This window comes from Roseovarius salinarum, assembly GCF_002834145.1.
Lineage (GTDB): Bacteria > Pseudomonadota > Alphaproteobacteria > Rhodobacterales > Rhodobacteraceae > Roseovarius > Roseovarius salinarum.
Genome location: NZ_PHNT01000012.1, coordinates 62,627 through 86,335, shown reverse-complemented (window position 1 = coordinate 86,335; position 23,709 = coordinate 62,627). Strand labels below are relative to the sequence as shown.

Below are 23,709 nucleotides of genomic sequence, written 5' to 3'. Positions count from 1 at the left end.
AGGACCATGACCATCAAACGCATCTCTCAACTGGCCCTGGCCGCATCGCTGATCGCGGTGCCGCAACTGGGGCTCGCACAGGAGGCCGAGGCGCCCACCGTGGTGCCCACGGATTCGGTCTTCATCTTCAACTCCCTGCTGTTCCTGATCGGCGGGTTCCTCGTGTTCTGGATGGCGGCGGGCTTCGCCATGCTCGAGGCGGGGCTGGTACGCGGCAAGAACGCGACGATGCAGCTGACCAAGAACATCTCGTTGTTCAGCCTTGCGGCGATCTTCTATTACCTGATCGGCTACAACCTGATGTACCCGCTGGGCGATTGGGCGGTCGACGGCGTGCTGTCCGGGCTGTTCGGTCCCGGCGTTCTGGAAGCGGTGGGCATCACCCGCGAGGCCGCCGACGACTACGGCTATGCCTCCACCGGCTCGGACTTCTTCTTCCAGCTCATGTTCTGCGCGACCACTGCCTCGATCGTCTCGGGCACGGTGGCGGAGCGGATCAAGCTCTGGCCGTTCCTGATCTTCGTGATCGTGCTCACCGCCATCATCTACCCGCTGCAGGCCAGCTGGAGCTGGGGCGGCGGCTTCCTGTCGGACATGGGCTTTTCGGACTTCGCGGGCTCGACCATCGTGCACTCGGTCGGCGGCTGGGCCGCGCTCACCGGCGCGATCATCCTCGGCCCCCGCATCGGCAAGTATTCCAAGGACGGCAAGGTCAACCCGATCCCGGGTTCCAACCTCGCGCTGGCAACGCTGGGCACCTTCATCCTGTGGCTGGGCTGGTTCGGCTTCAACGGCGGTTCGCAGCTGGCCATGGGCAGCGTCGGTGACGTGGCCGACGTCAGCCGGATCTTCTCGAACACCAACACCGCCGCGGCGGGCGGCGCGGTGGCCGCGCTGATCCTGACCCAGGTGCTGTACAAGAAGCCCGACCTGACCATGACGCTCAACGGTGCGCTGGCGGGCCTCGTGTCGATCACCGCCGAACCGCTGACGCCCAGCCTGGGCGCGGCCACGTTGATCGGCGCCGTGGGCGGCGTGATCGTGGTGTTCACCGTGCCGCTGCTGGACCGCCTCAAGATCGACGACGTCGTCGGCGCGATCCCGGTTCACCTTTTCGCGGGTATCTGGGGCACGATCGCGGTGGTCTTCACCAACGGGAATGCCAACATCGGCACCCAGATCCTGTCGATCCTGATCGTCGGCGCCTTCGTGGTGGTGACCTCGGCCATCGTCTGGTTCGTCATCAAGGCCATCTCGGGCCTGCGCGTCGACGAGGAGACCGAGATCAACGGCCTCGACATGGCCGAGCTGGGGATGGAGGCCTATCCCGAGTTCTCGAAGGTCTGACGCTCTCCTTCCGCGACCAGCCTTCGCAACTGTCCCGGGCGCCGCGGCGCCCGGGATCTTTCGTTTCCGGGGATCAGGCGTTGACGGCCTGGGGGGCGCCGGTGGCCATGTTGGTGCCGATGTAAGGCATCTGCGCGGCCTTCCACGCGCCGAAACCGCCCTCCATGTGAGCGATCCGGTCGATTCCCGCGGCCACTGCCTCACGGCAGACCTTTTCCGACCGCACGCCCGAACCGCAGTGGAACACGATCCGCTTGTCGCTCTGCCCCGGCAGGGCGTTGGCGTTGAAGAAGGGCATCGGCAGCAGCAGTGCGCCCTCGATGTGTTCGAACATGTATTCCTGCGGCGTGCGCACGTCGATCAGCACGATCTCGTTGTCCGACCACGCCTTGGCAACCTCCTCGACGCTCCAGGTCTCGAAGGTCGCGCCGTCGATCTTTTCCGTTTTCATCTGTGGGGTCCTCGCTGGGTTTCAGAAGCGGTTCGCAGGGATCTTGAAGTAGCTGTGCCCGTCGGACTCGGGCTCGGGCAGGCGGCCGCCCCGCAGGTTCACCTGCAAAGCGTGCAGCATCCGGTCGGGCAGGCCAAGTGTCGCGTCGCGCGCGTCGCGCAATTTCACGTAGTCTTCACGCGCAGTGCCGCCGCCGACGTGCGGGTTTTTCGCCTTGTGCGCGGCGACCGTGGCCTCCCACGCGGCCTCCTGCCGGTCGCCCACCGGCGGGTAGTCGTGGCCGATGAACAGCCGGGTGTCGTCGGGCAGAGACAGGATCGTTTGCAGGCTGTCATACAGCATGTCGGACGAACCGCCCGGGAAATCCGCACGCGAGGTGCCCACGTCGACGTGCATGAACGTGTCGTGGACGAAGGCGGCGTCGTCGCCCACCAGGTAGGTTATCGAGCCAAGCGTGTGGCCGGGCGACAGCATGACCTTCACGTCCAGGTCGCCCAGCTTGAAGCTGTCACCATCCTCGAACAGCCGGTCGAAGTCCCGGTCGGGGTCGAAGGTGCCGGGCAGGTGATAGAAATCCTCCCACAGCTTGGCGATGTCGCGCACCTTGGCGCCGATGGCGGCAGGCGCGCCGGTCTGCTGCTTGAGCCAGGCGGACGCCATGAAATGGTCGGCGTGCGGATGCGTGTCGAGGACCCATTCGACCTCCAGCCCCTCGCGCCGGACATGGTCGAGAGCGGCCTGTGCCGATTCGGTCGAGGTGCGCGCGTGCTGTGGGTCGAAGTCGAGCACGACATCGATCAGCGCGGCCTTCTTCGTGGCGGGGTCGTGGGCGACGTACTGGATGCTGCCGGTTGCCGGATCATGAAAGCCCGTGACGACGGGCGAGGCGGCGCCGTTGCTGCGGCTGGTGCGGTTGAACATGGGGTGGTGTCTCCTGCTTTGATCGAAATTCTGCATGCATGTAATTGAATGTGTCTCGCTGCCAACCTGCGTCGGCGGGATTCCTCTTCGGGCGCGGACGATTCGACCTTGTCATGCGGCGTCCGCTCTGGCGTTGCCGGCGCGTGACGTGCTAGGTTTTGGGGTATGAACGATGTCAGCCCCAATATGCACCGTGTCACGCCCGCCACGATCCGGCAACTCGACGAGTCGGCGATCAACCGCATCGCCGCCGGCGAAGTGGTGGAACGCCCGGCCTCGGCCGTCAAGGAACTGGTCGAGAACGCGCTGGACGCGGGTGCGAGACGCGTCGAGATCGCCTATGCCGACGGCGGCAAGACGCTGATCCGCGTGGCCGACGACGGATGCGGCATCGCCGCCGACGACCTGCCGCTGGCGCTGGCGCGTCACGCGACATCGAAGATCGACGGCGCCGACCTGCTGGACATCCACACTTTCGGATTCCGGGGCGAGGCGCTGCCAAGCCTCGGCGCGGTGGGGCGGCTGACCATAACCTCGCGGGTGCCCGGTGCCCGGGCGGCCGAGATCGTGGTGACCGGCGGGCAGATGGGGGCGGTGAAACCCGCCGCGCTGACCGCCGGCACAATCGTCACGCTGCGCGACCTGTTCCATGCCACCCCCGCGCGGCTGAAGTTCCTGCGCACCGACCGCGGCGAGGCGCAGGCGATCACGGACGTGGTCAAGCGGCTGGCGATGGCCGAACCCTTCGTTGGGTTCACCCTGCGCGACGTCTCGGGCGGCGGCGCGGGGCGGGTGACCTTCCGCGCCGACCCCGAAACGGGAGACCTGTTCGACGCGCTTCGGGGGCGTCTCGCGCGGATCATGGGGCGGGAGTTCGTGGACAACGCCGTGGCGGTCGACGCCGAACGCGAGGGGCTGCGCATGACCGGCTATGCCGGGCTGCCCACCTATTCGCGTGGTGCGGCGGTGGCGCAGTTCGTCTTCGTCAACGGCCGCCCGGTGCGCGACAAGATGCTCACCGGCGCGCTGCGCGCGGCCTACAGCGACGTGATGAGCCGCGACCGGCACCCGGCGGCGGCGCTTTTCCTGTCCTGCGACCCGCAGATGGTGGACGTCAACGTGCACCCCGCCAAGGCCGAGGTGAGGTTCCGCGACGCGGGCGTGGCGCGCGGCCTCGTTGTCTCGGGGTTGCGGCACGCGCTGGCGGAGGCCGGGCACCGGTCGGCCCCGACCGTCTCCGACGGCGCGCTGGGCGCGGTGCGCGCGGCGCCGCAGGACGCGCGTGTCTACCAGATGGACCGGCCCGGCCCGCAGGCGCGGGCCGCGGCCCATGCCGCGCAGGCGCCCGGGTTCGCCGAGATGGCCGACGGCTTCAGCGGGCGGGTGGAGCCCGCGCCGGCCACTGCCGACGCCGCGCCGGCCCACGACGAACCCGCGCAAGGGCACCGGCCGCTCGGCGCCGCGCGCGCGCAACTCCACGAGAATTACATCGTGGCCCAGACCGGGGAGGGCATCGTGATCGTCGACCAGCACGCGGCCCACGAGCGGCTGGTCTACGAGCGGCTCAAGTCGCAGGTGGCCGAAAAGGGGGTGTCCGCGCAGGCGCTGCTGATCCCCGAGATCGTGGAGCTCGACCAGCCACGCGCCGCCCGGTTGCTGGCCATGGCCGATGACCTTGCCACGCTCGGACTGGGGATCGAGGCCTTCGGCGGCGGCGCCGTGGCGGTGCGCGAGACGCCGGCGATCCTCGGCCCGGTGGATGCCGCCGCGCTGCTACGCGACGTGCTCGACGAACTCGATGACGGGGCCACGGGGGCCGAGGGGCTGCGCACGCGGCTCGACGCGGTCCTCAGCCGCATGGCCTGCCACGGCTCCGTCCGGTCGGGCCGCCGCATGACCGCGGAGGAGATGAACGGCCTGCTGCGGGAGATGGAAGCGACGCCGCTGTCGGGCCAGTGCAACCACGGCCGTCCCACCTACGTGGAACTGCAGCTGGCGGATATCGAGAAACTGTTCGGGCGGCGATGATCGAGATCGGCGGACAAACCTACGCGCTGGACGACCCGCTGGTGGTGGCCGCGCTGGCGGGCGGCGGCGTTCTGCTGCTGATCGTCCTGTTGCTGCTGCTCGCGCTGCGGGCGGCGGCGCGTTCGGCCCGGGCGACCGAGCCTCTGGCGCGGCAGGTGGCGCAGATGGGCCAGCGCGTGGAGGGGCTCAGCGAGGGCCAGCAGCAGCTGGCCGGCGGGCTCAACCATGTTTCCGAGGCGCAGGCCTCGGCGCAGTCCAACATGCTGCACCTCATGGAAAAGCGGCTGTCGCAGGTCTCCGGCGAGCTCAACGAGAACCTCCAGGGATCGGCGCGGCGCACCGCGCAATCGCTGGGCGAGCTGCAGCAGCGGCTCAATGCCATCGACAAGGCGCAAGAGAACATCACCAAGCTGTCGGGCGACGTTCTGACCCTGCAGGACATCCTGAGCAACAAGCAGACGCGCGGCGCCTTCGGCGAGATCCAGTTGACCGACATCGTCTCGAAGGCGCTGCCGTCTGACAGCTACAGCCTGCAGCAGACGCTGTCGAACGGGCGGCGCGCGGACTGCCTGATCCACCTTCCGGATCCGCCGGGGCCGATCGCGATCGACAGCAAGTTCCCGCTGGAAGCCTACGAGGCGCTGCGCAACGCACAGACCGACCGCGACGTGCAGGAGGCCGCAAAGGGGCTGCGCACGGCGGTGCGCAAGCACCTCAAGGACATCGCCGAGCGCTACATCGTCGAGGGCGAGACGGCGGACGGGGCGCTGATGTTCCTGCCGTCAGAGGCCGTCTATGCCGAGTTGCACGCCAATTTCGCCGAGGTCGTGCGCGAGGGCTTCGCCCTGCGGGTCTGGATCGTCTCGCCCACCACCTGCATGGCGACGCTGAATACCATGCGGGCCATCCTCAAGGACGCGCGGATGCGCGAGCAGGCCGGCGCGATCCGCCGCGAGCTGGGGCTTCTGTTCGCCGACGTGGAGCGGCTGGGCACGCGGGTCGAGAACCTCGATCGCCACTTCGGACAGGCCGCCAAGGACATCTCGGACATCAAGATCTCCGCGGACAAGGCCGGCCGGCGGGCCAGGCGACTGGACAACTTCGATTTCGAGGAACTGGCGCCGGAAACCGAACCGCGGGTCGTGCCGCTGAGCAACGAGGGCTGAGGCGCTTCGGCGCGCCGCAACCGTCCATGAGGCCGGTGGCGCGCCGATGATGGCCTGCCGGTGGAGGATTCGATCGAGGGCGGAACCTTCTGCGTAGGCCGTCCGGTCTACATCGTTTCCAGGCAGTGCCGGCGGAAGGCGCGCTTGAGCATGTCGAGCTCCTCGCGCAGCAGCGCAACCTCGGCGCGGATGTCGTGGCCCAGGGCGTCGCCGGCGATCAGGGTGAAGCTTTCCAGCGTCTCGCCCGCGTCGTCGTCGTGCACCAGGAAGGTCTGCACGCCGTCCGAAATCAGGTGCGCGGGCACCGGGACGCGCAGGCGCCAGCGGCCCGCGTCACCGTCTTGCTGCAGCGTCACGTTGTCCACCTGGCGGCCCAGGTGGGTCACGCTGATCCGCGGGCGTTCGGCTGCGCCGGTGATGACGCCCTCCCAGACCCCTTCGGACAGCCGTGTCTTGGTCAGTGTCAGGTCGCTCATGGCGGGCCTCCGTCAGATTTCGGCGCGCGGGTGGCGGCAGAAGGTCAGGTCGCGCAGGACAACCTGGTTCATCTGTGGGTTCTCGAAAATCAGGTCGACCCAGGCGCGTTCGACACGTTTCTCGTTGAGCTTGGTATAGGCGAGGTCGAACTCGACGGTGATGTCGTCCTGGTGAAGGGGCAGTTCGCGGACGATCTGTTCGGTGTTCGGGCCGTGCTTGACGTTCAGGCGCGCGAAGATCTCGAGCGGCTTTTCCATTTCGACGATGGTGTTCATGCGGATCAGGTCCTGCTTGCGCAGCCCGTCCACCGCCGCTTCGGGCAGGTGGACAACGAGGGACAGGAAGGAGCCGTCGAAGGCGAAAACATCAAGGCGCAGACCATAGGGGGCGAGGTCCGCCTCGCGCTGGTTGCGCAGTTGTCGCAGCGTCAGTTCGGACTTGGCACAGTCGTGAAACAGGATGACCTCGTCGCCAAGGCCCGAGTTGTTTTCGACAGACGACATGCCCGGGCGGTCGAGCGGGCCGCGCCAGAGGGCCGGCCGCCAGGCCCATGTCGTGCCCTGCGGCTTGGGAAAGGCGTTCGAGCCGATGTGCGGCAGCGCCAGCCGTTCGCCCGCGACGTGCAGGGTTTCGTTGAGCCGCTGCCAGAGCTGGCGGGCGCGTTCCTCTTCCACGCGCAGCCGTGGCAACGGCATGTCGCGCGCCCGGCGCGACACGCGGGTCCAGCGACGCAGGCTGCGCCGGTGGTGGATCGCGTCGAGAATCCGGTTGACTCGTCCCAGCATGCCTGCCCGTTTCTTTCCCGGTCCTTCTTATCCTGCCCGCCGCGTCGCTTCCAGTGGGTTAACCTTCACCACCGAACAATCCCCGCAGCAACCCGCCCAGCCCGGCCGGGCGCCTCCGGCGCGTTTCATCCTCGGGGCGCTCCTCTGTCCCGGCCGCGGCCCGGTCGGTTTGCGCAGGGGGGCGGTCGGGGCTGGCGTTGCGCAGGTGACGGCCGAGCGACAGGATCAGGCGCCGCCCCTTGTCGCCGGCGGCGTCGCTGCCCTCGGGCGCGTAGACCGCAAGGCCTGTCAGGTGGCCGTTGACCACCATCGCGCCCCGCCAGTACCGGGGGTCCCCCTCGGGCAGAACCTCGTGTCCGCCCGACGCCAGGTGCACGACCGCCAGCCCGTCGCGGTCGAACTCGTCCAGCACCCGCACGGGTGACATCGACCGGCCCAGCGTCGCGGCGCGCGGCTGGGTCACCTCCGCCCGCGCGGGCAGGACCGAGACCGTCATCACGACCGCGTCCACCGGTGGACCGGGCTGCCCGGTCAGGTTCTCGCATTTCGCGAGGATGGCGAACCCGCCCTCGCGGCCGCGTTCGACGCTGTCGGGCGCCACGCAATAGCCGCGGGGTGCGGCGGCAACGACGTCGCCGTCGAAGAACGATACCCTTCGCGGCGCTTGTTGCCGTGCCTCCTGCGACGTCGCGTCGGGACGCAGGAAACCGAAGACCTGCCCCTCGCCGCCTTCGGTGTTCATGCAGCCGCCGAGTGCAATGGCCGCTGCGACGAAGGCGCCAAGGTGCGTGGATCGGGGTGGCTTGTCAGATGTCCATGTAGACATGGCGTTCGGCCTTGGCGCCGGGATGCGTGACCGCGCCCTTGTAGGTCGCCCCGACAAGCTGCGCGTATTTCCACAGAGCGCCCGACGAATAGGTGGTTTCGCGCGCGCCGGGCCAGTCCGCCTTGCGCCGTTCCAGTTCGTCGCCGGACAGGTCGACTGACAGTTCGCCCTTGATGGCGTCGATGGTGACGCTGTCACCGTTGCGCAGCAGTGCGATCGCGCCGCCGTGCGCGGCCTCCGGGCCGACATGGCCCACGCAGAAGCCGCGCGTGGCGCCCGAGAACCGGCCGTCGGTAATCAGGGCGACCTTCTTGCCCATGCCCTGGCCCGACAATGCGGCGGTCGTGGCCAGCATCTCGCGCATGCCGGGGCCGCCGGCGGGACCCTCGTTGCGGATGACGATCACCTCGCCCTCCTCGTATTCGCGCGCCTTCACGGCGGCAAAGGCGTCCTCTTCGCATTCGAAGACGCGCGCGGGGCCGGTGAACACCTGGTTCTCCGCGGCGATCCCGGCGACCTTCACGATGGCGCCTTCCGGCGCGAGGTTGCCCTTCAGGCCGACGACGCCGCCGGTCTTGGTGATCGGCGTCTCGATGGGATGGATCACGCGGCCGTCGGCCTCGCGGTCGATCCGGTCGAGTTCCTCGCCGATGCTGTTGCCGCTGGCGGTCACGCAATCCTCGTGAATGAGCCCGGCCTTGCGCAGTTCCTTCATCACCACCGGGATGCCGCCGGCATCGAACAGGTCCTTGGCGACGAACTGCCCGCCCGGCTTGAGATCGACGAAATAGGGGGTGTCGCGGAAGATGTCGCAGACGTCCTCGAGATAGAACTCGATGCCTGCCTCGTGGGCAATTGCCGGCAGGTGCAGGCCGGCGTTCGTCGACCCGCCGGTGCAGGCGACGACGCGCGCCGCGTTCTCCAGGCTCTCGGGGGTGACGACGTCGCGCGCGCGGATGTTGCGATCCAGCAGGTTCATGACGGCATGGCCCGAGGCCTCGCCGTACTGGTCACGCGATTCATAGGGCGCGGGCATGCCCGAGGAGTTCATCAGCGCAAGCCCGATCGCCTCGGACACGCAGGCCATCGTGTTGGCGGTGAACTGCCCGCCGCAGGCACCCGCGCTGGGGCAGGCCACGCGCTCCAGCATCTCCAGCGCCTTGTCGGAAAGTTCCTTGTTCTGGTGACGGCCCACCGCCTCGAACATGTCCTGGACGGTCAGGTCGCGGGTGCGGAAATCCTCGGGGATCTCGTCGACCTGCGGTGCCTTGCCCGGAAGGATCGAGCCACCATAGATGAAAACGCTTGGCACGTTGAGGCGCACCATCGCCATCATCATGCCCGGCAGGCTCTTGTCGCAGCCGGCGAGCCCGACCAGCGCGTCGTAGCAATGCCCGCGCATCGTGAGTTCGACCGTGTCGGCGATGGCCTCGCGGCTGGCGAGGCTCGAGCGCATGCCCTCGTGGCCCATGGCGATGCCGTCGGTCACGGTGATCGTGGTGAATTCGCGGGGCGTGCCGTGGGCCTCCTTCACGCCGCCCTTGACCGCCTGCGCCTGGCGGGCCAGCGCGATGTTGCACGGCGCTGCCTCGTTCCAGCAGGTGGCGACACCCACCAGCGGCTGGTGGATCTCCTCTTCGGTCATGCCCATCGCGTAATAATACGAGCGGTGCGGCGCCCGTGCCGGCCCCTCGGTCACGTAGCGGCTGGGCAGCTTGCTCTTGTCGAATTTCGTCATGGTGAACTCCCCCGAACAACGTTGCCCTCCGGCATAGGCGAGCGGCGCGCGCGACACAAGCTGCGGCCGTCCGCGTGCGGCTTTTTCCCCCACGCACAGCGCATCTTGCACCCTGGCGATTGCGCGGCCGCGCGGTGGTGACTAACTGTCGGGCATGGCCCGTTACGCCGCCTTCGAGACGCTGGTCGCACCGGCGCGCCCCTCTGCCGATCCGTGGCGCCTTCTGGCGGGTCTCGGGCTGACGGCCGTCCTTTTCATGGCGCTCAGCTTCCTGTACTCGGGCGTGCTGGCGACGGTGATGGGGCAGGGCACGTGGGAGTCCATGTCCGGATCACTGAGCAAGGGCACCACCCCGGCCGCCGTTCTGATCAACCTTTTCATCTTCGGCATGCTGATCCTTGCGATCTGGGGCGCGCTGCGCGTTGTTCACGGGCGCGGGCTGATTAGCGTGATCGGCCCGCCCGGGGTGGCGTTGCGGCAGTTCGGGCGGGTCTGCGTGGCGCTCATGGCGGTGTATCTGCTCGTGGGGTTGCTGCCGCTGCCCGAGGATGTCGCGCCGGTGCCCAACCTTGACCCGCGCGACTGGATCGCGCTGCTGCCGCTCGGTCTGGCCGGCCTGGTCGTCCAGACCTCGGCCGAGGAAATCGCCTTTCGCGGTTACATGCAAAGCCAGCTCGCGGCGCGCTTTGGTCATCCCGCCGTCTGGATCGTCGTGCCTTCGGTCGCCTTTGCGCTTCTGCACTACGCGCCCGGCCAGATGGGTGACAGCACATGGGCCGTGGTGATCTGGGCCGCGCTGTTCGGCGTCGCCGCCGCCGACCTCACGGCGCGCAGTGGCACGTTGGGCCCCGCGATCGCGATGCATCTGATCAACAACACCAGCGCCATCCTGTTCACCGCGCCGCAGGGCAATTTCGATGGGCTGGCGCTTTACACCTACCCGTTCTCGCTCGAGTCGGCGGCGGCCATGGCGGTCTGGCTGCCGCTGGACGTCATGGCGCTGTTCTGCAGCTGGCTTGCGGCGCGTCTGGCGCTGCGCCGCTGATTGCATTTCGCCGCGCCGCCGACTATCTCGGACGCAGGCGAAACAGGGACCGACAGCCGATGAACTGGATCACCAATTACGTGCGCCCGCGGATCAACTCGATCTTCTCGCGGCGCGAGATGCCCGAGAACCTGTGGTCCAAGTGCGAGGGCTGCGGCACGATGCTGTTTCACCGGGAGTTGAAGAACAATCTCAATGTCTGCACCAGTTGCGGCCATCACATGCCGATCGCGCCGCGGGCAAGGTTCGCCGCCCTGTTCGACGGCGGTGCGTTTTCCGAGGTCGCAGTGCCCGCGCCGACGCAGGATCCGCTGCAGTTCCGCGATCAGAAGAAATACCCCGACCGGCTGAAGGCCGCACAGCGCAAGACCGGCGAGAAGGAGGCGATGCTTGTCGCCACGGGCGAGATCGGGCGCACGCCCATCGTGGCGGCGGCGCAGGATTTCGCGTTCATGGGCGGGTCGATGGGCATGTACGTCGGCAACGCCATCGTCGCGGCCGCCGAGGAAGCCGTTAAGCTCAAGCGCCCGCTTGTCCTGTTTTCCGCCGCCGGCGGCGCGCGCATGCAGGAGGGCATCCTGAGCCTTATGCAGATGCCGCGCACCACCGTGGCCGTGCAGATGCTGCGTGAGGCCGGGTTGCCCTACATCGTGGTGCTGACCGACCCCACGACCGGCGGTGTCACCGCGAGCTACGCCATGCTGGGCGACGTGCAGATCGCCGAGCCGGGTGCGCTGATCTGTTTCGCCGGGCCGCGCGTGATCGAACAGACCATCCGCGAGAAACTGCCCGAGGGCTTCCAGCGCGCGGAATACCTGCTGGATCACGGCATGCTCGACCGGGTGACGCCGCGCACCGAGATGCGTGACGAGTTGATCACGATCACCCGCATGCTGCTGGGCCTGCCGCCGGCGGTGAAGGGCGACCTGCCCGCACCGGGGACAGGGGCCGAGCCGGAGCCGGACCCCGTCACACCGGAGTCGGTCGAAGCCCCGGTGGACGAGTCCGGCAAGAAATGAGCGCGGCCACATCGGACGTCATCCTCGAGCGGATGATGTCGCTCCACCCGAAAATCATCGACCTGACGCTCGACCGCGTCTGGCGCCTGCTGGACCGGCTCGGCAATCCGCAGGAGGCGTTGCCGCCGGTGATCCATATCGCGGGCACCAACGGCAAGGGCAGTTCGCTGGCTATGCTGCGCGCTGGTCTCGAAGGCGCGGGGCTGCGCGTTCACGCCTATACCTCGCCGCATCTGGCCCGGTTTCACGAACGCATCCGCCTTGCGGGCGATCTGATCGAGGAAGACACGCTGACGGCCGTGCTCGACGAATGCTACGCCGCCAACGCGGGCGCGCCGATCACCTATTTCGAGATCACGACCTGCGCGGCACTTCTGGTGATGTCGCGGGTGCCGGCGGATTACGCATTGCTCGAGGTCGGGCTCGGCGGCCGGCTGGACGCCACGAACGTGATCGCGCGTCCGGCGCTGACGATGATCACCCCCCTGTCGATCGACCACGAACAGTTCCTCGGCAACACGCTGGCGAAGATCGCGGCGGAAAAGGCCGGTATCCTCAAACGCGGTGTGCCCTGCGTGGTCGGCCCCCAGCAGGAACCGGCCATGGAGGTCATCGAGCAGCGCGCCGCGCGTCTCGGCGTGCCCCTGATCGCCCAGGGCCAGCACTGGCACGTCGGCCAGGAACACGGCCGGCTGGTATTCCAGGATGAAACGGGCCTTGTCGACCTGCCCCTTCCCAATCTGCCGGGCGCCCACCAGATCGAGAACGCGGGCGCCGCGCTGGCCGCCCTGCGCCACCTTGGCCTGGGCGAGGCCGCCTGCACCTCGGCGGTGACACGCGCCGACTGGCCGGGCCGCCTGCAGCGCCTGCCCGAGGGGGCGATCACGCGGGCCGCGCGGGGGTGCGAGCTTTGGCTCGACGGCGGGCACAATGCCTCGGCCGGTGCCGCGCTGGGCCGGCATCTGGCCGGGCTGCCGGCGCGGTCCACCCATCTTGTCTGCGGCATGCTCAACACGAAGGACGTTTCCGGATACATTGCCCCGCTGGCCGAGCAGGCGGAAAGCTTGACGGCCATCGCGATCCCCGGAGAGGCCAACACCCTGCCGCCCGAGACACTGGCGGAGGCCGCGCGGGCGTCCGGCATCGAGGCGACGACCGCGCCCGGTCTGACCGAGGCGCTGAAGGGCATCGCCGCGCAAGCGCCCGGTGCCCGGATCCTGATTTGCGGATCGCTGTACCTGGCCGGGCACGTTCTGCGTGAAAACGGCTGATTCGCCCGTGTTTCCCAAGCCCCGGGAATCACAGGGGAATCCCTTCCGGCTGCAAAAAAGATCGAATGCTGCGAATCACTCCATATTGACCGATTCGCATTGATTCGCCTATATCTGGTTGCAGCGGTCGAATTGTCGATCTGCCCGTCGGCCCGGGTTCCGGTCAGGAAGACACGTCATGCGGCGAACCAACGACCACGACAAGATTGCGTCGCCGGACCGGCGCTTGCGCGGGCGGGCCTGTCAATCCGTGCGTTCCAGACATCGGGTTTTCGGAACAAGGTAGAAGCAGGCAGACCAATCGGAGCAGTGGCAGGGGAGATTGAGGGGCCGGTTCAACGGCCCCCTTTCATGTCCGGCCCCGACGGTCACCCGTGACGCCACGCGGGGCGCGGGAAACCTACCACTTGGTCGGGCCCTTGTCCGCGAACTCGCGGACAAGGAAATCGATGAAGGCGCGCACCTTGGGCTGGGTGTAGCGGCCGGGCGGATAGACCGCGTAGATCCCTTGCGTCTCGACAGGAAGGTCCGGGATCACGTCCTCGACCAGACCCTGTTCCATGGCTTCGGCGTAAAGGAAGCTTGGCAGGTAAGCGATGCCGAGCCCCGAGATCGCTGCGTTGAGCAGCGACTGACCGTCGTTGACGGACAGCCCGCCCGAGGTGCGGACCTGGCGGATCTCGCCCGACGCGGTCGGTATCTTCCAGACGCTGGCACCCGACTGGGTGGTGTAGTGCAGCAGGCGGTGTTCGTTGAGATCGTCGATGCGCTTGGGGCGGCCATGCTTGGCGAAGTAGGACGGGCTGGCGATCATGCGGCGTGTCGTCGTCGCGATCCGCCGCGCCCGCAGGGAGCTGTCCTCCAGCTCGCCCACCCGGATGGCCAGATCGAAGCCTTCCGAGATCAATTCGACGTAACGGTTGTTCAGGACCATGTTCACGGTGATTTTCGGATGGTCCTCGAGGAACTCGCCCAGCACCGGGCTGAGATGGTTCACTCCGAAGTCCGTCGCCACCGAGATGCGCAAAAGCCCGGCAGGATCCGACTGCATGGAACTGACCAGCGCATCGGCCTCGCCCGCGTCGTTGAGCACGCGAAGCGCGCGGTCGTAGTAGGCCAGGCCGATTTCCGTCGGCGAAACGCGGCGTGTCGTTCGGTTCAACAGTCGCGCGCCCAGCCGCGTTTCGAGCGAGGAAACGTGCTTGGACACCGCCGATTTCGAAATACCCAGCTTGCGCGCGGCGTCCGTGAACCCGCCCTGGTCCACGACTGTCGCGAAAGCTTCCATTTCCGTCAGGCGGTCCATGCTGCACATCCCTACTCGTTCAACATGTCCCGTATGGCGGCGAAATCGGGCATCAGTTGGGCCACTCCCCGACAATATCGCGGAGTCGCGGTGGATCGTTCGTGCCGTGGAAACCGGGAAACGGCCGTTGCGCCTTGCACACCGGCAAGGGCGACAGGCCCGCCGGCGCCGCGCGAAACCCTGCAGGTGCCGCCGTCGTTTCGTGGTATCATGGGCATCTGCACACAACCTGGAGGAGATTTTGAGATGAAACATGCGCTATTCGCCGCGGCGCTGACCGCCGCCATTGCCGTTGCCATGCCCGCCGCCGCCGAGAGGACCCCGGCGCCCGAGGGCGCCGAAGTCTATTTCGTCAACCTCGAAGACGGCGTGACCGTCACCTCGCCCGTGACGGTGGTCTTCGGCCTCAAGGGAATGGGCGTGGCACCGGCCGGTACCGACAAGGCGCGGACAGGCCACCATCACCTGCTGATCGACCGGCCGCCGTTGGGCGAGGGGCAAGCGGGCGCAGACGAGTTGTCCATGCCCCTGCCGGCCGACGACCACCACGTGCATTTCGGCGGCGGCCAGACGCAAACGACGGTGGAGCTGGCGCCGGGGGAGCACACGCTGCAGCTGGTCGTCGGCGACCGGAACCACATCCCGCACGAGCCTCCTGTCACCTCCGACGTGATCACCATCACGGTCGAGTAGTCCTTCGGGCCCAGGGCCCAGGCGCCCTACAGCGTGGCGGCGAGCCGCGTGCCCTGGTCGATCGCGCGCTTGGCATCCAGTTCGGCAGCCACGTCCGCGCCGCCGATGACGTGGGGGGCTGTTCCCCGCGCTTCCAGTGCCTCGGCCAAGCGCCGATCGCTGAGCTGGCCCGCGCACAGCACGATGGTGTCCACCTGAAGGCAGCGGCCTTCGGCGGCGTCCTCGCCCAGCGTGATGTGCAGCCCCTCTTCGTCGATCCCGTGATAGGTCACGCCCGACAGCATCTCGACCTGCTTCATCCGCAGCGACAGGCGGTGGATCCACCCCGTCGTCTTGCCCAGGCGCTTGCCCGGCCGTTCCGCCTTTCGCTGCAACAGCGTGACCTGCCGTGCCGGCGGGGCGGGCTGCGGACCCTCCGGCGCAAGCCCACCGCGGGCGTCGGCCGGGTCGCCAACGCCCCATTCCGCTTTCCACTCCGCGAGGTTCTCGGTCGGGCTGTCGCCCTCGTGCACGAGGAATTCGGCCACGTCGAAGCCGATGCCGCCCGCGCCCACGATGGCCACGCGGCGCCCCACGGGCGCGCGGTTCTTCAGGACGTCGACATAGGACAGCACGTTGGGCCGGTCCTGCCCGGGAATGCCCGGGTCACGCGGCAGGACGCCGGTGGCGACGACCACCTCGTCGAAATCGACCAGGCCGCCGGGTTCCACGGCCTGGCCCAGCCGAAGGGTCACGCCGTGGTCGGCCAGCATCGTCTGGTACCAGTCCACGAGCCCGTCGAATTCCTCCTTGCCCGGAATGGCGCGTGCCATGTTGAGCTGGCCGCCGATGCGGGGCTCGCGGTCGAACAGGGTGACATCGTGACCCCGCTGCGCGGCGGTCATCGCCGCCGACAACCCTGCCGGCCCCGCGCCGACGATTCCGATGCGCTTGGCCTGCTGGGTGGGCGTGATCACCAGCTCGGTTTCGTGGCAGGCCTGCGGGTTCACCAGGCAGGTGCTGATCTTGCCGCTGAACGTGTGATCCAGGCATGCCTGGTTGCAGGCGATGCAGGGGGCGATGGTCTCCGCGCGGCCGGCCTCGGCCTTGGCCACGAAATCCGCATCGGCCAGAAAGGGGCGCGCCATGCTGATCAGGTCGGCGCAGCCGTCGGCCAGCAGTTCCTCGGCCACCTCGGGCGTGTTGATCCGGTTCGAGGTGACGACAGGAACGCCCACCTTGCCCATCAGTTTCTTCGTGACCCAGGCGAAGCCCGCGCGCGGCACCGAGGTGACGATCGTGGGCACGCGCGCCTCGTGCCAGCCGATGCCGGTGTTGATGATGTCGGCGCCGGCCGCCTCGACCGCGCGGGCCAGCTGCACGACCTCGTCGAAGGTGGAGCCCTCGGGCAACAGGTCGATCATCGACAGGCGGTAGATGACGATGAAATCGTCGCCCACCGCGTCGCGCACCCGCCGGACGACCTCGACGGGCAGGCGCATGCGGTTCTCGTAAGGCCCGCCCCAGCGATCCGTGCGCTTGTTGGTGTGGGTCACCAGGAACTGGTTGATGAAATACCCCTCGGAGCCCATGATCTCGACCCCGTCGTAGCCCGCCTGCCGCGCCCGTGCGGCGGCGGTGACGATATCGGCGATCTGTTTCTCGATGCCGGCCTCGTCCAGCTCGGTGGGCGTGAACGGCGAAATCGGCGACTTGATCGGGCTGGGCGCCACGCACTCGGGCCCGTAGGCATACCGGCCGGCGTGCAGGATCTGCATGGCGATCCGCCCGCCGGCGTCGTGCACGGCATCCGTGACGGTCGCATGGTTGGCGATGTCTTCGTCCGTGAACAGCCCCGCCGCGCCGGGGAACACGCCGCCCTCGCGGTTCGGGGCCATGCCGCCGGTGACCATCAGCCCGGCGCCGCCGCGCGCGCGGGCAACGTAGAACTCGGCGACGCGGGCCCAGTCCTTCGTTTCTTCCAGACCGGTGTGCATGGACCCCATGATCACGCGGTTGGGCAGCGTGACGTGGCCCAGGTCGAGCGGTGACAGAAGGTTGGGGTAGCTGGTCATTGGCGGCCTCCGGTTTCGCGCCGGCAGCATGGCGGCGCGCAGCCGGCTTGTCACGAGTCACGCGGCGTCATGACACCCCCCACCCCCGCGCGGGACCAGTCAGATGCGCAGGAAGGGCTGGGCAAGTCGCGGAAGCAGCCCACGGAACCGCAGGGGCGCGTCGGTCGCCGCGAGGCAGATGCAATCCTGCCCGATGTCGGCCACCGGCGTGTGTTCCATCGAGTCGTCGGCGACCTCGACGTCGCCGACGCCGAAACGGTCGCTTTCGTCCTCGAAGGCGCCCTGCAGGACCAGAGTCAGCTCGGTCCCGTTGTGCCCGTGGTCGGGCACGGCCGCGCCGGCGGGAATGTAGAGCAGCCGCGCGGAAGCATCCCTGGACGTGGGCAGGATCGCCTGTTTGACGCCCATGCCCACCGGCCGCCATTTCACCGCGTCGAGATTGCCGCCGACGTAATCCTGCACGGGGCCGGGCAGCACACCACGGCGCCGCTTGCGCGGCGCAGGCGGTTCGGCCGTCGCGCCGGCCTCGATCCGGGCCAGCGTCGCCCCGAGGCTGTCGTCGGCCATGGCAACGGTCTCTGCCCCGTCGATCAGCGAGCCACCGATGGCGTCGAAGCTGCCCAGCCGGGCACGGCATTCGTCGCACATCGACACATGCGCGGCCACGACCATGCTGAACGCTTCCGGCAGCGTGCCGGCGGAATAGGCCATCAGCAGGGGGTCGGTCAGGTGGTGATGGATCGTGTCTGTCATCGTCGTCACTTCATTGCGTGGCGCAGGCGGTCCAGCGCCAGTCGGATTCGGGATTTGATCGTGCCCAGTGGCAGGCCGGTCTCGTCGGCGATCTCCGAGTGGCTGAGATCGCCGAAATAGGCCTTCTCGATAAGCACGCGCTGCTTGTCGGGCAGGGCCGCGATCGCCGCGCCCAGTTGCGCCGTTTCCTGTTGCAGTGCCAGCGCGTCGGCCTGGTCGGGTTCGGCCTCGGGGCCCCAGGGCAGGTCCTCGGGCTCGGGGCGCTGTTGCTTGCGCAGCGCGTCGATCTTGCGATTACGCGCGATGGTGAAGATCCAGGTGGCCGCGCTGGCCCGCGCGGGATCGAAAAGATGCGCCTTCTGCCAAAGCGTCGCCATGACATCCTGTGCGCACTCCTCGGCCAGCGCCGCATCGGTGCCCGACCGCATCAGGAACGCCTTCACGCGCGGCGCGAAGTGCTGAAAGAGCACGGCGAATGCCGCGCGGTCCTGATGGTCGCGTATGCGGGCGATGCAGGCCACCCAGTCCTCGTTCGTCTCGTCCTTGTCTTCGGTCTTCACTGGTCGTTGCCGTCCCGGGCGGTTCCGCGTGCTGTCTCCGCGCGAAATAGCACGGGACGGCGGGGCATGCGATGCGCAGGCGCGCTCGAGCGTAGCACTTTCACTGAACATGCCGATATTACGAACGCGCTTCCAAGCTGGATCACCGCGCCTCAGGAAAAATCGATTCTCATCCGATCGCCGGCAAGCCGCGTAAACCGAGCCGTACATCGACGAAACACGGAGCGAGGAATCATGCCATTCGAAGCGGGCGGACAAGGGCGCAGGACGGTCGCGGTCATCGGCGGCGGCATTTCGGGCATGGGCGCGGCGCATGCCCTGGCCGACACGCATGACGTGACGCTGTTCGAGGCCGCGCCGCGGCTTGGCGGCCACGCGCGCACCGTGATCGCCGGCAAACGCGGCGACCAGCCGGTCGATACCGGGTTCATCGTGTTCAACTACGCCAACTACCCGTGCCTGGCCGGGCTTTTCGCGGAGCTCGGCGTGCCCGTCACCGAAAGCGACATGAGCTTCGGTGCGTCCATCGGCGACGGCGCCCTCGAATACGGGCTGGCGGGGGCCGGCGCCGTGTTCGCGCAGCGCCGCAACATCGCGAACCCGCGCTTCTGGGGCATGTTGCGCGACATCTTCCGCTTCAACGCCCACGCGCTGCGCGAATCGCGCGACCGCCGGCTGACCATACGCGATTTCATCGCCAAGATGGGGCTGGGCGACTGGTTTCGCGACCACTACCTGTTGCCGTTGTCCGGCGCGATCTGGTCGACCCCGGCGGAGCGGATCATGGATTTCCCTGCCCACGCGCTGATCCAGTTCTTCGAGAACCACGCGCTGTTGCACCACAGCGGCCAGCATCAGTGGTATACCGTGCAGGGCGGCTCCGCCTCCTACGTCGACCGGCTGGACCGCACGATGCGCGCGAAGGGCGTCGCGATCCGCACCGGGGCGCCGGTGGCCGGCGTGCGCCGTCGGCCCCTGTGGGCCGAGGTTCGCGCGCACGGCGGCGCGTGGGAGCAGTTCGACGAGGTGGTCATCGCCTCCCATTCGGACGATGCGCTGCGCCTGCTGGAGGATCCTGCCCCCGAGGAACGTGCCGCGCTGGGCGCCGTGCGGTATCAGCCCAACGACATCGTGCTGCATGCCGACAGCACTGTCATGCCGCGGCGGCGTGCCGTCTGGTCCTCGTGGAATTACGCCGGCGGCGCCGGGCGCGGCGATGCGCCCATCGGCATCACCTACTGGATGAACCGCCTGCAACCGATCCCGCAGGACGACCCGATGTTCGTCACGCTCAACGCCACGCGCCCCATCCGTGACGAGCTGGTGTACGACCGCGTGACGATGCGCCACCCGGTCTACGACCTTGCCGCGCTCGAGGCGCAGGATCGGGTGCGCGGGTTCAACGGCACGCGCCGCACGTGGTTCTGCGGCGCATGGATGCGCCACGGCTTCCACGAGGACGGACTCGCGAGCGGGCTGGAGGTCGCGCAGGCACTCGCGGCGCGCGGGACCACGCCGGAAATGGCCGCGGAATGAGCCGGGTGGAGCATATCGCCGGCCACACCTGGCACGGGCGCAAGGGCGCGATCGACAACGCGTTCCGCTACGGGGTGGACTACGTGCTGCTCGACGCCGAGGCGGAGGTCGAGGCGCCGCGCCTTTTCGACCGCAACCGACGGGCACCGGCGGCCGTGCACGACCGCGATCACGGCGGCGCGCCGGGGCAGGGTCGCGGCCCCGCCTGGGTGCGCGAGGTTCTGGCTGCGCATGGACTGCCCGCGCCCGCGCGGATCGAGTTGCTGACCCAGCCACGCCTGCTGGGACACCTGTTCAACCCGGTGTCCTTCTGGATCTGCCGGGATGCGGCTGGCGGGGCCCGCGTTATCGTGGCCGAGGTCAACAACACCTTCGGCGACCGCCACTCGTACCTGTGCCACCGCGGCGACGTGGCGGCGATCACGGCCCACGACACGCTGCGCGCGCGCAAGGTGTTCCACGTGTCGCCGTTCCAGCAGGTCGACGGGCACTACGAGTTCCGCTTCGACCTGCGCAACGACCGGATCGGTATCCGCATCGACTATACGGGCGGCGCCGGCGGCGTGATCGCCACGCTGGTCGGTCCGCGCCGGCCGCTCACGACGTCCGGCCTGCTTGGGGCCTGCCTGCGGCGCCCGATGGGATCGCGGCGGGTCCTGGCACTCATTCACTGGCAGGCGTTGCGGTTGTGGTGGAAGGGCGCCACGTACCGGGCGCGCCCGTCGCCGCCGGCGCAGGAGGTCAGCCGGTGATGGCGCCGCGCCTGCCATCCTACGCGCTGTTCGCCGGTCTGCTCGCGGCGGCCGGGCTGCCGCTCTACATTCATGCGCCCAAGTTCTACGTGGACGCCTACGGCGTGTCGCTGGGCGCGCTGGGCGGCGTGCTCTTCGTGCTGCGGCTGGCCGACGTCGTGCAGGACCCTTTGCTGGGCCGGCTGGCCGAGCGGCTGCGCCACCGCCGGGGGTCGTCGGTCGCGGTGGCCGTGCTGGTGATGACGGGCGCGATGCTCGGCCTGTTTGCCGTCACCCCGCCGGTGGCGCCGCTGGCGTGGTTCGCCGCGATGGTCACGCTGGTGTTCTCCGCCTTCAGCTACCTGACCATCTGTTTCTACGCGCAAGGGGTCGCGGCGGCCGGGCGTCTGCCCAGCCAGGGCCACCTTCGGTTGGCGCGCTGGCGTGAGACCGGCGCGCTTCTGGGAATATGCGCGGCGGCCGTGGCGCCGGTCGCGCTGGGCGGCTACGCGGGGTTCGCGGTGGCCTTCGCGGGGCTCGCGCTGGTTGCGCTGGTGGCGATGGCCGGCCAGTGGCAGGGCGCCGCCGTGCAGGAGACGACGGGATTCGCGACGGTGCTGCGCGACCCGGTGGCGCGACGCCTGCTGATCGTCGCGCTGGTGAACGCCGCGCCCGTGGCGGTGACCTCGACCCTGTTCCTGTTCTTCGTGGAAAGCCGGCTGCAGGCGCCCGGTCTGGAAGGGCCGTTCCTGCTGCTGTTCTTCCTGTCCGCGGCGGCCGCCGCGCCGGTCTGGGGCCACATGGCCGAGGCGCTGGGCGCGCGGCGCGTGCTGCTGTCGGGCATGGTGCTTTCGATCGCGGCCTTCGCCGCGGCGGTGACGCTTGGCGCGGGCGATACATGGGCGTTCGGCGTGATCTGCCTGGCCTCGGGCGCCGCGCTGGGCGCCGACATGACGCTGCTGCCGGCGCTGTTCGCACGGCGCATGGAAACGATCTCTCCCGGGGCCAGCGAGGCCTTCGGGCTGTGGTCCTTCGTGTCGAAGTTCACCCTCGCGGTTGCCGCGGTGAGCCTGCTGCCGTTGCTCGAGGCCGGAGGGTTCAAGGCCGGCGCCGACAACGATCCGCAGGCGCTGCTGTTGCTGAGCCTGCTGTACGGCGCGCTGCCCTGCGGGCTCAAGGCCGTCGCGATCGTGCTGCTCGCCGGCCTGCGCCTCGAGCAAACCCCACAATCCGAAAGGAGCATGAGCCATTGACACCCCTGACCTTCTTCCTTCTCGGCGCGGCCGCGATGCTGGGTCTCGTGGTCATCAGGGTGCGCCTGACCGGCTTTGCCGCGCAGCGCCCCGAGGATTACGCCGACGGCGATCCGCCCTTCGACCTGCGCAGGCACCTGAACGGGCCCATCCGGTGCGAGGGCGTGATCTACGGGCCGATGGGCCGCGTGGTGTCGCGCTTCAACGGCGACTTCGAGGCGCAATGGGACGGCAACCGCGGGGTCATGCGCGAGCATTTCGAGTATGACAGCGGCCGCGCACAGGACCGCGAATGGCGGTTGCAGCTTGGCAACGACGGGTCTATCCGCGCCGAGGCGGCGGATGTCATCGGCACCGGCCACGGCCAGCAGTCGGGACCGACGGTGCAACTGCGCTACCGGCTCAAGCTGGACGAGGACGCGGGCGGCCACACGCTCGACGTGACGGACTGGATGTACCTTGCGCCCGACGGCGTCATCGTCAACCGAAGCCAGTTCCGCAAGTTCGGCATCAAGGTGGCCGAGCTCGTGGCGACCATGCGCAGAACGGAGGCGGCGTGACGGACTGGGCCGGCAAACGCTACTGGATCGTGGGGGCAAGCGAAGGGCTGGGCGCGGCGCTGGCCCGCCAGCTCAGTGCCGTGGGCGCCGAACTGGTTCTGTCGGCCCGCAACGCCGACCGGCTGGAGGACCTGGCCCGCGAACTGCCGGGACGCACGCGGGTCGTGCCCATGGACGTCACGGACGACGCCAGCGTCGCGCGCGCGGCCGAGCGGGCGGGCGATGTGGACGGGCTGGTCTACCTTGCCGGGGTGTACTGGCCGATGCCCGCGACGCGCTGGGATGCCGGCCAGGCAACCATGATGGCCGACGTTAACTTCACCGGCGGCGTGCGGGTGCTGGGCCATGTCGTGCCGGGCATGGTCGCGCGCGACGCGGGTCACATCGTGTTGACCGGCTCGCTCTCGGGGTTTCGCGGCCTGCCGGGCGCGGTGGGCTACGGCGCGTCCAAGGCCGGGCTGATGTCGCTGGCGGAAACCATGCGCGCGGACCTGGGGCGCACCGGCGTGCGCGTGCAACTGGCCAACCCCGGCTTCGTGCGAACCCGCCTGACCGACAAGAACGAGTTCCACATGCCCTTCCTGATGACGCCCGAGCGCGCGGCGCGCGAGATGTTCGACCTGATGAGCGACGAAAGCGCCTTCCAGAGGCATTTTCCCTGGGCATTCAGCCTTGTCTTCCGCCTGTCGCGGTTCCTGCCCGACTGGGCCTATTACCGCCTGTTTGCGTAAGATCAAGGAATGGGGCAGAGACAGGCGGCATTGCTGTGGTAGAGTCGCGCCGACAGGAGGAAGACCATGCTCGATATCAGCACCTACAAGGTGGCCCAGATCATCCTGATGGCACGGGAGCTCGACCGCGCCGAGGGCGAGTTGCGGGCCTTCATCGACCGACTGACGGACGAGGAGAAATACAGCCTCGTGGCCCTGATGTGGATCGGGCGCGAAAGCTTCATGGCCGACGAACTTGAAGAGGCCAAGGCGACCGCCCGCGCCGAGGCGACGACGCCGACCGCCGATTACCTGATCGGGACGCCGCACCTGTCCGATCACCTCGAGAACGGCCTCGATGAACTGGGTATCTCTGTCACCGAGGAAGAGGACGATCTGATCCGCGGCGGGTGACGCACGGCGTCCGGTTGCGGTCTGCGGCACGAGATCCGGCATCCGGTCGCGATGCGGCATGGCCG

23 protein-coding genes are annotated in these 23,709 nt (G+C 68.6%); 13 read left to right on the top strand and 10 right to left on the bottom strand.

The annotated features are described in order from the left end of the window. Positions 1-6: 6 nt before the first annotated feature. On the top strand, positions 7-1,347 hold the full coding sequence (locus CEF10_RS11900; RefSeq protein WP_198586192.1) for an ammonium transporter: 1,341 nt from the start codon (positions 7-9) through the stop codon (positions 1,345-1,347). Positions 1,348-1,420: 73 nt separating this feature from the next. On the opposite strand, the gene CEF10_RS11895 is transcribed toward CEF10_RS11900, so the two are convergent. Then, on the bottom strand, positions 1,421-1,798 hold the full coding sequence (locus CEF10_RS11895) for a rhodanese-like domain-containing protein (protein WP_101068385.1): 378 nt from the start codon (positions 1,796-1,798) through the stop codon (positions 1,421-1,423). Between the two features lie 21 nt (positions 1,799-1,819). Beyond that, entirely contained in the window at positions 1,820-2,719 is a 900-nt protein-coding gene (locus CEF10_RS11890) for an MBL fold metallo-hydrolase (protein WP_101068384.1), read from the bottom strand. Positions 2,720-2,884: 165 nt separating this feature from the next. Here CEF10_RS11890 and mutL point away from each other — a divergent pair, with 165 nt between their 5' ends. After that, positions 2,885-4,747: a DNA mismatch repair endonuclease MutL gene (gene mutL, locus CEF10_RS11885; protein ID WP_101068383.1), complete on the top strand. Its 1,863-nt coding sequence runs from the start codon at positions 2,885-2,887 to the stop codon at positions 4,745-4,747. Next, positions 4,744-5,913 (top strand): DNA recombination protein RmuC, encoded by a 1,170-nt coding sequence (locus CEF10_RS11880; protein WP_101068382.1) that lies wholly within the window; start codon positions 4,744-4,746, stop codon positions 5,911-5,913. Before mutL ends, CEF10_RS11880 begins: the two co-directional genes overlap by 4 nt. 107 nt (positions 5,914-6,020) lie before the next feature. Here the strand turns inward: CEF10_RS11880 and CEF10_RS11875 are convergent, their stop codons facing one another. The 4 genes from CEF10_RS11875 to ilvD all read right to left on the bottom strand — a co-directional run bounded on the left by CEF10_RS11875 (position 6,021) and on the right by ilvD (position 9,739). Then, the gene (locus CEF10_RS11875; RefSeq protein ID WP_101068381.1) at positions 6,021-6,389 is read right to left on the bottom strand and encodes a hypothetical protein; all 369 of its coding nucleotides are present in this window, start codon (positions 6,387-6,389) and stop codon (positions 6,021-6,023) included. A gap of 12 nt (positions 6,390-6,401) precedes the next feature. Next, complete coding sequence (locus CEF10_RS11870; RefSeq protein ID WP_101068380.1) at positions 6,402-7,175, bottom strand: DUF6478 family protein; 774 nt, start codon at positions 7,173-7,175, stop codon at positions 6,402-6,404. Between the two features lie 58 nt (positions 7,176-7,233). After that, positions 7,234-7,917, bottom strand: coding sequence for a hypothetical protein (locus CEF10_RS11865; protein ID WP_101068379.1), 684 nt, complete (start codon positions 7,915-7,917; stop codon positions 7,234-7,236). 64 nt (positions 7,918-7,981) lie between these two features. Continuing rightward, positions 7,982-9,739 carry a dihydroxy-acid dehydratase gene (gene ilvD / locus CEF10_RS11860; RefSeq protein ID WP_101068378.1) on the bottom strand — a complete coding sequence of 586 codons (1,758 nt, stop codon included), beginning with the start codon at positions 9,737-9,739 and terminating at the stop codon, positions 7,982-7,984. 154 nt (positions 9,740-9,893) lie between these two features. Between ilvD and CEF10_RS11855 the strand changes: the two genes are divergently transcribed. The 3 genes from CEF10_RS11855 to CEF10_RS11845 are packed head-to-tail and all read left to right on the top strand — an operon-like array spanning position 9,894 to position 13,074. Beyond that, positions 9,894-10,784, top strand: a complete 891-nt coding sequence (locus tag CEF10_RS11855) for a CPBP family intramembrane glutamic endopeptidase (RefSeq protein ID WP_101068377.1) — start codon at positions 9,894-9,896, stop codon at positions 10,782-10,784. A gap of 59 nt (positions 10,785-10,843) precedes the next feature. Further along, complete coding sequence (gene accD, locus CEF10_RS11850) at positions 10,844-11,803, top strand: acetyl-CoA carboxylase, carboxyltransferase subunit beta (RefSeq protein ID WP_101068376.1); 960 nt, start codon at positions 10,844-10,846, stop codon at positions 11,801-11,803. Next, positions 11,800-13,074: a bifunctional folylpolyglutamate synthase/dihydrofolate synthase gene (locus CEF10_RS11845; protein WP_101068375.1), complete on the top strand. Its 1,275-nt coding sequence runs from the start codon at positions 11,800-11,802 to the stop codon at positions 13,072-13,074. The genes accD and CEF10_RS11845 overlap by 4 nt, the downstream gene beginning before the upstream one ends. 400 nt (positions 13,075-13,474) lie before the next feature. Here CEF10_RS11845 and CEF10_RS11840 read toward each other — a convergent pair whose 3' ends face one another. Continuing rightward, positions 13,475-14,380 carry a LysR family transcriptional regulator gene (locus tag CEF10_RS11840; RefSeq protein WP_101068417.1) on the bottom strand — a complete coding sequence of 302 codons (906 nt, stop codon included), beginning with the start codon at positions 14,378-14,380 and terminating at the stop codon, positions 13,475-13,477. A 246-nt stretch (positions 14,381-14,626) separates the two neighbouring features. Between CEF10_RS11840 and CEF10_RS11835 the strand changes: the two genes are divergently transcribed. Next, positions 14,627-15,073: a DUF4399 domain-containing protein gene (locus CEF10_RS11835; RefSeq protein ID WP_101068374.1), complete on the top strand. Its 447-nt coding sequence runs from the start codon at positions 14,627-14,629 to the stop codon at positions 15,071-15,073. Between the two features lie 26 nt (positions 15,074-15,099). On the opposite strand, the gene CEF10_RS11830 is transcribed toward CEF10_RS11835, so the two are convergent. The 3 genes from CEF10_RS11830 to CEF10_RS11820 all read right to left on the bottom strand — a co-directional run bounded on the left by CEF10_RS11830 (position 15,100) and on the right by CEF10_RS11820 (position 18,440). Continuing rightward, entirely contained in the window at positions 15,100-17,127 is a 2,028-nt protein-coding gene (locus tag CEF10_RS11830) for an NADPH-dependent 2,4-dienoyl-CoA reductase (RefSeq protein ID WP_101068373.1), read from the bottom strand. Positions 17,128-17,226: 99 nt separating this feature from the next. Further along, positions 17,227-17,880, bottom strand: a complete 654-nt coding sequence (locus tag CEF10_RS11825; protein WP_101068372.1) for a ChrR family anti-sigma-E factor — start codon at positions 17,878-17,880, stop codon at positions 17,227-17,229. Between the two features lie 5 nt (positions 17,881-17,885). Continuing rightward, positions 17,886-18,440, bottom strand: a complete 555-nt coding sequence (locus tag CEF10_RS11820) for a sigma-70 family RNA polymerase sigma factor (RefSeq protein WP_332870151.1) — start codon at positions 18,438-18,440, stop codon at positions 17,886-17,888. Between the two features lie 234 nt (positions 18,441-18,674). On the opposite strand from CEF10_RS11820, the gene CEF10_RS11815 reads away from it, so the two are divergent. From CEF10_RS11815 to CEF10_RS11790, 6 genes are all read left to right on the top strand, one after another. Next, complete coding sequence (locus tag CEF10_RS11815; protein WP_101068370.1) at positions 18,675-19,976, top strand: NAD(P)/FAD-dependent oxidoreductase; 1,302 nt, start codon at positions 18,675-18,677, stop codon at positions 19,974-19,976. After that, complete coding sequence (locus CEF10_RS11810) at positions 19,973-20,728, top strand: DUF1365 domain-containing protein (RefSeq protein ID WP_101068369.1); 756 nt, start codon at positions 19,973-19,975, stop codon at positions 20,726-20,728. The genes CEF10_RS11815 and CEF10_RS11810 overlap by 4 nt, the downstream gene beginning before the upstream one ends. Next, a complete protein-coding gene (locus CEF10_RS11805; protein ID WP_101068368.1) occupies positions 20,728-21,960 on the top strand; it encodes an MFS transporter in 1,233 nt (410 codons plus the stop codon). The genes CEF10_RS11810 and CEF10_RS11805 overlap by 1 nt, the downstream gene beginning before the upstream one ends. After that, positions 21,957-22,520: a DUF3833 domain-containing protein gene (locus tag CEF10_RS11800; RefSeq protein ID WP_232796484.1), complete on the top strand. Its 564-nt coding sequence runs from the start codon at positions 21,957-21,959 to the stop codon at positions 22,518-22,520. Before CEF10_RS11805 ends, CEF10_RS11800 begins: the two co-directional genes overlap by 4 nt. Continuing rightward, entirely contained in the window at positions 22,517-23,251 is a 735-nt protein-coding gene (locus tag CEF10_RS11795) for an SDR family NAD(P)-dependent oxidoreductase (RefSeq protein WP_101068367.1), read from the top strand. The genes CEF10_RS11800 and CEF10_RS11795 overlap by 4 nt, the downstream gene beginning before the upstream one ends. Before the next feature lie 66 nt (positions 23,252-23,317). Beyond that, entirely contained in the window at positions 23,318-23,644 is a 327-nt protein-coding gene (locus tag CEF10_RS11790) for a DUF3775 domain-containing protein (protein ID WP_101068366.1), read from the top strand. Positions 23,645-23,709 lie beyond the last annotated feature (65 nt).

Coding starts and splice junctions, on each gene's coding strand:
- CEF10_RS11895 (WP_101068385.1), bottom strand. CDS start 1,798: ATGAAAACGGAAAAGATCGACGGCGCGACCTTCGAGACCTGGAGCGTC.
- CEF10_RS11835 (WP_101068374.1), top strand. CDS start 14,627: ATGAAACATGCGCTATTCGCCGCGGCGCTGACCGCCGCCATTGCCGTT.
- CEF10_RS11855 (WP_101068377.1), top strand. CDS start 9,894: ATGGCCCGTTACGCCGCCTTCGAGACGCTGGTCGCACCGGCGCGCCCC.
- CEF10_RS11815 (WP_101068370.1), top strand. CDS start 18,675: ATGCCATTCGAAGCGGGCGGACAAGGGCGCAGGACGGTCGCGGTCATC.
- CEF10_RS11790 (WP_101068366.1), top strand. CDS start 23,318: ATGCTCGATATCAGCACCTACAAGGTGGCCCAGATCATCCTGATGGCA.
- CEF10_RS11825 (WP_101068372.1), bottom strand. CDS start 17,880: ATGACAGACACGATCCATCACCACCTGACCGACCCCCTGCTGATGGCC.
- CEF10_RS11805 (WP_101068368.1), top strand. CDS start 20,728: ATGGCGCCGCGCCTGCCATCCTACGCGCTGTTCGCCGGTCTGCTCGCG.
- CEF10_RS11810 (WP_101068369.1), top strand. CDS start 19,973: ATGAGCCGGGTGGAGCATATCGCCGGCCACACCTGGCACGGGCGCAAG.
- CEF10_RS11875 (WP_101068381.1), bottom strand. CDS start 6,389: ATGAGCGACCTGACACTGACCAAGACACGGCTGTCCGAAGGGGTCTGG.
- CEF10_RS11890 (WP_101068384.1), bottom strand. CDS start 2,719: ATGTTCAACCGCACCAGCCGCAGCAACGGCGCCGCCTCGCCCGTCGTC.
- mutL (WP_101068383.1), top strand. CDS start 2,885: ATGAACGATGTCAGCCCCAATATGCACCGTGTCACGCCCGCCACGATC.
- CEF10_RS11840 (WP_101068417.1), bottom strand. CDS start 14,380: ATGGACCGCCTGACGGAAATGGAAGCTTTCGCGACAGTCGTGGACCAG.
- CEF10_RS11900 (WP_198586192.1), top strand. CDS start 7: ATGACCATCAAACGCATCTCTCAACTGGCCCTGGCCGCATCGCTGATC.
- CEF10_RS11865 (WP_101068379.1), bottom strand. CDS start 7,917: ATGAACACCGAAGGCGGCGAGGGGCAGGTCTTCGGTTTCCTGCGTCCC.
- accD (WP_101068376.1), top strand. CDS start 10,844: ATGAACTGGATCACCAATTACGTGCGCCCGCGGATCAACTCGATCTTC.
- CEF10_RS11880 (WP_101068382.1), top strand. CDS start 4,744: ATGATCGAGATCGGCGGACAAACCTACGCGCTGGACGACCCGCTGGTG.
- CEF10_RS11830 (WP_101068373.1), bottom strand. CDS start 17,127: ATGACCAGCTACCCCAACCTTCTGTCACCGCTCGACCTGGGCCACGTC.
- CEF10_RS11870 (WP_101068380.1), bottom strand. CDS start 7,175: ATGCTGGGACGAGTCAACCGGATTCTCGACGCGATCCACCACCGGCGC.
- CEF10_RS11845 (WP_101068375.1), top strand. CDS start 11,800: ATGAGCGCGGCCACATCGGACGTCATCCTCGAGCGGATGATGTCGCTC.
- ilvD (WP_101068378.1), bottom strand. CDS start 9,739: ATGACGAAATTCGACAAGAGCAAGCTGCCCAGCCGCTACGTGACCGAG.